This is a genomic window from Oleiphilus sp. HI0043 (assembly GCF_001634935.1).
Window position 1 is genome coordinate 1 of sequence record NZ_LWEY01000136.1, and the last position, 1,187, is coordinate 1,187.

The 1,187-nt window shown below is 47.3% G+C and carries 2 protein-coding genes; both read right to left on the reverse strand.

The features are described from left to right. Positions 1-787: flagellar basal-body MS-ring/collar protein FliF (fliF, locus tag A3729_RS02730; protein WP_068633090.1), on the reverse strand; the 787-nt coding region annotated here is incomplete at its 3' end. A gap of 75 nt (positions 788-862) precedes the next feature. Then, a partial coding sequence (gene fliE / locus A3729_RS02735) for a flagellar hook-basal body complex protein FliE (protein ID WP_156497595.1) occupies positions 863-1,187 on the reverse strand: 325 nt, incomplete at its 5' end.

Consider the following 1,187-nt stretch of genomic DNA (forward strand, 5'->3'; position numbering starts at 1 on the left):
TACGCGAATACTCAAACTCCCTTGAAACCAGCTTGTCTTCTTCGGACTCGTTGTTCCGAGACAATAGATTACCCTTTTGATCAACAACAGTAACTTTGCTCATATCCATTTCCGGCACACTTCCGGCGACGAGATTAACAATCGAGTCAACCTGCTCACGTGTCACTGGCCGCATAGAAGAGGTCTCGATCAAAACTGATGCACTAGGTTCTCTTGAGTCACGAACAAACACCGACCTCTTCGGAATAGCCAAATGAACTCTGGCGCTACGGATATTTCTGAAACTGGATATTGATCGCGCCAGCTCACCTTCCAGGCCTCGCTTAAATCGTGTCGACTCCATAAACTGGCTAGTACCCAAGGCCTGATCCTGGTCAAGGATCTCATAGCCGACACTGTTATCGCTTGTAATGCCATTCGCTGCCAGCTTCATTCTTGCTTCATGAACCCTGCCCGCTTCAACAAGCAATATGCCGGTACGGTGATCCATCTTGAAGTCAACACCATTCAAGTTAAGAATGCTTGAAACTTCTTCCAGGTCCTGAGCTTCTACCGAGCTCATCAACGGCTGATAGTCCGGCTCCTGAAGCCATAAAACAAGCGCCAAACCGAGGGCAACACTCGCGGCCAAACCTACCATCAAACCTACTTGCCGAAAGATTCCAAGCCGGTTTATACCGGTCATCAAGTCACTTTCAGTGCCGACAACGTCAGGCTCACCCGAGATACCACCCACCTGAGCGGGCAATGCTGAGTCTGTACCTGTATCTGTGGGTGCGAGTGCCATAAGTTAACCTTTTACTAAAATCCAAATAAGCAGTGCTTGTTCAAATACCAATCATTACAAACGAGAAGCAAACACTTAAACCGGCATTTTCATAATATCCTGATACGCCTGTACAACCTTATTCCTTACTTGCGTCAACGCCTGAAAAGATACCGATGCTTTCTGAGATTGCACCATTACCTGCGAAAGCGTAACGCTTGGGTCACCCTGCTCAAAAGCCTTAGCCATTTGACCCGCTTTTAATTGTGTATCATTGACCGAGCCAACCGCACTAGACAGCATGTCACTGAATTTAGGTGTTTGGCTCGCTTCCTGGGTGGCATTAATTTTTGTAGGAGATATTTCTTCAGTCTGAACCTGAGTTTTCTGAACCTGCGCACGCAGATTTTTCATCTCAGCC